Origin of the sequence: Actinophytocola sp. (genome assembly GCF_045807065.1) — a bacterium.
In the GTDB taxonomy this organism is placed as follows: domain Bacteria; phylum Actinomycetota; class Actinomycetes; order Mycobacteriales; family Pseudonocardiaceae; genus Actinophytocola.
In genome coordinates this window covers 1-5,418 of record NZ_JBJMIE010000451.1, presented here as the reverse complement: position 1 = coordinate 5,418, position 5,418 = coordinate 1, and the positions used below count along the sequence as shown (strand labels likewise).

The 5,418-nt window shown below is 70.5% G+C and carries 5 protein-coding genes; 1 reads left to right on the top strand and 4 read right to left on the bottom strand.

Annotation, left to right across the window (positions count from 1 at the left end; translation table 11 throughout):
* The coding region (locus ACJ73U_RS26360; RefSeq protein ID WP_407780397.1) for a phosphoenolpyruvate carboxykinase domain-containing protein at positions 1-666 on the top strand (666 nt) is incomplete at its 5' end.
* Positions 667-900: 234 nt separating this feature from the next.
* Here the strand turns inward: ACJ73U_RS26360 and ACJ73U_RS26355 are convergent.
* The 4 genes from ACJ73U_RS26355 to ACJ73U_RS26340 form a co-directional block, all read right to left on the bottom strand.
* On the bottom strand, positions 901-1,737 hold the full coding sequence (locus tag ACJ73U_RS26355) for a GNAT family N-acetyltransferase (protein WP_407780396.1): 837 nt from the start codon (positions 1,735-1,737) through the stop codon (positions 901-903).
* A 145-nt stretch (positions 1,738-1,882) separates the two neighbouring features.
* Entirely contained in the window at positions 1,883-2,758 is an 876-nt protein-coding gene (locus tag ACJ73U_RS26350) for an ROK family protein (protein WP_407780395.1), read from the bottom strand.
* Positions 2,759-3,134: 376 nt separating this feature from the next.
* Positions 3,135-3,884, bottom strand: a complete 750-nt coding sequence (locus tag ACJ73U_RS26345) for a peptidylprolyl isomerase (protein ID WP_407780394.1) — start codon at positions 3,882-3,884, stop codon at positions 3,135-3,137.
* 88 nt (positions 3,885-3,972) lie between these two features.
* Positions 3,973-5,418 (bottom strand): NEW3 domain-containing protein (locus ACJ73U_RS26340; RefSeq protein WP_407780393.1); only part of this gene is annotated, 1,446 nt, incomplete at its 5' end.

The window sequence follows — 5,418 nt, the reverse complement described above, 5'->3', positions numbered from 1 at the left end:
TCGCGGTACTGCACGCCGATGGCGCAGTGCCCGATCCTGGCGCCGGAGTGGGACGACCCGAAGGGCGTGCCGATCTCGGCGATCTTCTTCGGCGGCCGCCGCGCGGACACGATCCCGCTGGTGACCGAGTCGCGCGACTGGATGCACGGCACGTTCATGGGTGCCACGCTCTCGTCGGAGACCACGGCCGCCGCGAAGGGCAAGGTCGGCGTGGTGCGGCGCGACCCGATGGCGATGCTGCCGTTCATCGGCTACCACGCGGGTGACTACTTCCAGCACTGGATCGACATCGGCAAGCGCGCCGACGCGGCCAAGCTCCCGAAGATCTTCTACGTCAACTGGTTCCGCCGCGGCGACGACAAACGGTTCCTGTGGCCGGGCTTCGGCGAGAACTCGCGGGTCCTGAAATGGGCCATCGAGCGCATCGAGGGCAAGGCCGCCGCGGCGGAGACGCCGATCGGCTACGTCCCGAGCGCCGGCGACCTGGACCTCGACGGTCTGGACGCGCCGAAGGAGGACATCGAGCTGGCGCTGAAGTTCGACGCCGACGAGTGGCGTGCGGAGCTGCCGCTGATCGAGGAGTGGTTCGAGAAGATCGGGCCGAAGCTGCCGACGCTCCTGCGTGCGGAGCTGGACGCGTTGAAGACGCGGCTGGACGCTCAGTAGAACGGTGAACGCGACGGGGACCACCTGCTCGGGTGGTCCCCGTTCGTTTGTCCACAACCTGTGGACAAACCTGTGCACAGCCTGTTGATTCGGTCCCCAGCCTCTGACCAGCCGCGACGCGAGAGCCATCCGGATGACACGTCGAACTTGGCGGCGATGAGCTCGGTTTGTCCACAGAGGCCGGTGCCACTCAGGGTAGGTCGCAAGCCGCCAAGCAGGTGAAACAGGTCTGACCTATGGCCGCTTCCGGCTGTGCCGAAGATCCAGGCGCCAGGTCTGTCCGGTCAGCTCGCGGCCGAAGCGCGGTGCCGTGTCCTCCGCGACGAGCTGGAAGCCCGCGCGCTGGTAGATGCGGCGGGCCGGGGCCAGGATGGAGACGGTCCACAGCTCCATCGAGCGGTACCCCACCGACCGTGCGAAGTCGACGCACTCGTCGACCAGGACGGTGCCGACCCCGGCACCGCGGGCGCTGGGCTCGACGTGCAGGAGGCGGAGTTTCGCGGTGGTGTCGTCCGTGCGGACGCAGAAGATCGCGCCGACCCGCTCGCCGCGCAGTTCCGCGATCCAGGCCCGCTCGACCTCGGGGTCGTGCTTGTCGAGGTAGCCGGCGACGATCTGCGCGACCAGGGCCTCGTACGAGGAGTCGAACCCGTGCTCGGTGGCGTAGAGGGCGCCGTTCCGCTCGATGATCCAGCCCAGGTCGCCGGGTGCGGGTGGCCGCAGTGTCACGTCGGGCCGTCCGGTGGGGCGGTCGATGCGCCTGCGGATCATGTCCATGGCCTCGATGAGCCGGACCTGCTCGTCCTCGCTGAGGTCGGCGAGCAGGGCACGGATGTGGCCGACGGTCTTGGTGTCCAGGACCCGGAACGAGTCGTGTCCCTTGGTGGTGAGCCGGATGACCTGCCGCCGGGCGTCCGAACCCGAGCGGTCCCGGCGCACGAGCCCGCCCTCCTCGAACCGGCTCAACAGGCGGCTCAGGTAGCCGGCGTCCAGACCGATCGCCTGCCGGAGGGCGGCTACCTCGGTCTCGTCCCGCTGTCCCAGTTCATACAGGACTCTTGCCTCAGTCAATGAAAAAGGCGTGTGCAGATGATGTTCGTTGAGAACATCGAGGAACTTGGTGTAGCTGCGGTTGAACGCCCTGACCGCAGCGATGCGGTCAGGGGCGACGTCGGTCGCCATGAAGATCCTCGTTTCCCGTGAAACAATCCCTTGACTAAGTCAAAGAATAAGCGAGCGCCGCCGCGCCGTACAAGCCCGCGGCGACGCCGAGCTTCGCCGGCTCGACCCGCAACCCGCGCAAGAAGGACAACTCCGCGTGCACGGCAAGCGTGTCCCGGACGGGCCCGAACAGGAGCTCTCCGGTCTGCGCGACCCCACCCCCGACGACGGCGAGGTCGAGATCGCACACAGCCGCCGTCGCCACGATCGCCAACCCGATGGCCCGCCCACTCCGCCGGAAGGCCTCCCCGGCAACGGGATCGCCGGCGTGGGCGGAAACGGCGAGGTCGCGCGCATCGTCCCCGACCCAGCCGCGCTGCCGAGCCCACCGCACGAGATGGGGCCCGGCGGCAACGGTCTCGACGCACCCACGCCCGCCACAGGTGCAGGCGTCCCCACCGGGCTCGACCACGACATGCCCCACATGCCCGGCGTTCCCGGTGAGCCCACCGAACGGTCGCCCGTCGAGCACGAGCCCACCCCCAACCCCGGTGGAGACAACCATCCCGAGCATGGCGTGAGACCCCTGCCCGGCCCCAACCCAGTGCTCCCCAAGCGCGACACACACGGCGTCCCCGGCAAGCACCACCGGCGCCCCGATGAGCTCCCGAACCCGCTCAACCAGCGGAAACTCCCGCCAGCTGGCGATGTTGATAGGCGAGACAGTCCCCGCAACGGTGTCGATGGGCCCGGCACACCCGATCCCGACCCCCTGAACGTTCCCCACCTCAAGCTCGCCCACCACGGCACTCAGAGAAGCGAAGGGATCGTCCCCAGTGGCCCGAGTGGCCTGCCGCAACAACCGCCCACCGGCGTCGACAAGCCCACCAGCAACCTTCGTGCCCCCGATATCCAACGCCAACACGGTCATGCCAACACCCAACGCGCCTTCCAGTAGAACTCACCCACGTGCATCAACACAGTCCCAGCGGTTGTCGCCCCGTGAGTACAGACGCCACCATGGTCATACCCGCGCCCCAACCCGCACGACTGTCCCTTTCGCTCGAACTCACCCGCGAAAGTTATCCACAGCCTCATCGTGACCAGCGGTTTTGTCATCCCCACCCGGTAGACTGGCATCGGGGCCGCCCCCGGGATGGGGTGGGGGCTGCTCTTAACCACAGAGCGGAGCGCAAGAGAAGTCGATCTTCGTCGGTGGCAGTCCTTGCCAGGCCTGCCCTCGCGAACGCCTGGTTCCCGAGGCCGTGCCTGCCAAAGCCCGAGCGATATCGCGGCATCAGCCAGGGTCAGTGCCGGTGTGTGTTGTCCGGTTGGGCAGGGTCGCCGGGGTGTTCGTAGCCCGGTGCCAGCCGCACCTCGTTCGCCATGCGTAGGTCCAGCCAGGCTGTGAAGGCTCGTCGGCGGGCCGCGGACAGTAGGAACTCGGTGATCGCCCCGCGTACCTCGGCCAGTGGGCGCACCCGCGCCGGCCGCACCTCCTCGACCACCACCACATGTGTGCCGAGTGGATCCGACACCGGGCCCACCGTCTCGCCGGCCATGGCCGCGAACACGGCGTCCTCCACCGGTCCCGTCAGCTCGCCCCGCCGCAGCACCCGCCGCCGCGTGGGGCCGGCGCCGATCGTGTGCCGTACGACTCGCTCTTCCGGTACCCGATACCGCTCCGGGTCGTAGCACCGCTCGACCGCCCCGGGCGGCACCGTCACGTCCGCGGTCACGGCCAGGAAAACCGCCCGTGCCAACGGGTCCCGCGTCAACAGGTCCGCCGCGACGCTGCCCAGGCCCAGCATCGCCGCCCGGTCCGGCGCGATCTCGCTCAGCGGTCGTCCGGCCGAGAGGCCCCGCATACGCGCCTCGGCCGCCACCAACCGCTCCGCGGCCAGCACCTGCACCAGCCAGCGCCGCAGCTGCCGCCCCTCGCCCGTGCGCTCCCTCGGCAGGACCGCCGCCACCGGACCGCCACGAAGAAAAGCCTCCCGACCATCCACCTCGGACACGAGAAGCGGCATGCCGGAAACCCACGCGACGGCCGTCATGACGTCACCGGCGAGTACAGCAGACGACCCGCTCCGGCCACGCGAGCCGGCGCCCACCAGTTCCCGGACCGGACCCATGCGGCGGCCGTCATGAGGTCACCTCGAGTGGAACCGCCGGCGAGTACAGCAGACGACCGGCCCCGGCCACGCGAACCAGCGCCCACCACTTCCCCGGCGCGACCCACCGCGGCACGGTGACGTCGAACGCCAACTCCACCTCGCCGTGCGCCGGCACCTCCGCACCGACTGCCCGCGGACCGATGAACTCCCACGTCCCCCACGGGCTCACCACCGCCGCTTCCAACGAGATCGGCGCACCCGCCGCCGACGCCACCCGCACCGCGAGTAGCCCACTTTCCCCGCGCCGCAGCCGGACCGGCGCAGGGTCGGTGACCAGCGAGATGAGATCTCCCCGCGGCACCGGCTCGACGGACAGCACCGCCACGTCCTCCACCACCTGCTGCCAGCTCGGCGGCACCACACCGGCACCGGCGAGCTCCGCCGAAACCCGCACGGGATACCGCCCCGGGTCAGCATCACAGGGCGGGGTCACCGCGACATCGGTGACGAGATGGCCGCCCGGCGGCAGACCGAACGGCAGCTCGGCCGGCTCCACCGTCCACCCGTCCGGCGCCGCCACCCGGACGAACCCGTGCAGGTTCACCGTGGTCGCGTCCGAGGCGACCGACACGCTCAACCCGGACTCGCCCGGTGTCGCGTGCACCGCTACCGGCAGGCCACCGAGCGGCGCGGGACCGCGGTTGTGCAGCCAGTACTTGGCGTACAGCGGCTGGACCGGCTCCGCCTCCGGCCCCAGCGAACCACCGGCCACGGTGGACCAGGAAGCCTCGGGGCGGACGAGCACGGTGACCGCGTCGCAGCCGGCGACCTCGATGCCGGACCTCGGCGGGCCCGGCTCCTCCAACAGGTTCGCCGACGTCAGCTCGGACAGGGCGACCACATCGGACGACAGCGTCGCGAACGCGGGCGCCCCGGTGTGCGCGACCACCCGCACGGCAAGGCCGTTCCGCGGATCGGCCGGCGTCGCGGAGCCACACGTCAACGGGTTGCCCGCCGCCTTCACCGCGCCCAGCCGCACGCGGTTCGCCGGCTCGGCCCGCAACAGCGAACCACGGGACGGCAGTCCGCGGTCGCCGCCTTCCGACGTCAGCACCGCGTGCAGGGGCCGGCTGAACTCCGCGCTGTTGTCGGCGATCTCCGCGGCCCGCCAGTCCCCGTCGCCCTCGGCGATCGCGTACCGGAACTCGTGAGTCCAGTGCTGCAGCTGGAAGTTCGAGCCGTCCGGCACCGTCCGGCGCGGCGGGTCGATCCAGACGCCCGACGGCCAGCCCGTGCACGACCGCAGCAGTGACGCGTGCAGCGTCCCGGCCGTGTCGACGGCGAACCCGGGCAGGCCGCGGTTCAGCAGCGCCACGCTCCAGCAGGCGTACGGCTCCTGCCCCGGCACCCCCGAGTCCACCTCGATCACGTGGTCCGCCAGGTCCTCCACCACGGACTGGATCCGGTCGACGGG

Coding starts and splice junctions, on each gene's coding strand:
- ACJ73U_RS26350 (WP_407780395.1), bottom strand. CDS start 2,758: ATGACCGTGTTGGCGTTGGATATCGGGGGCACGAAGGTTGCTGGTGGG.
- ACJ73U_RS26345 (WP_407780394.1), bottom strand. CDS start 3,884: ATGACGGCCGTCGCGTGGGTTTCCGGCATGCCGCTTCTCGTGTCCGAG.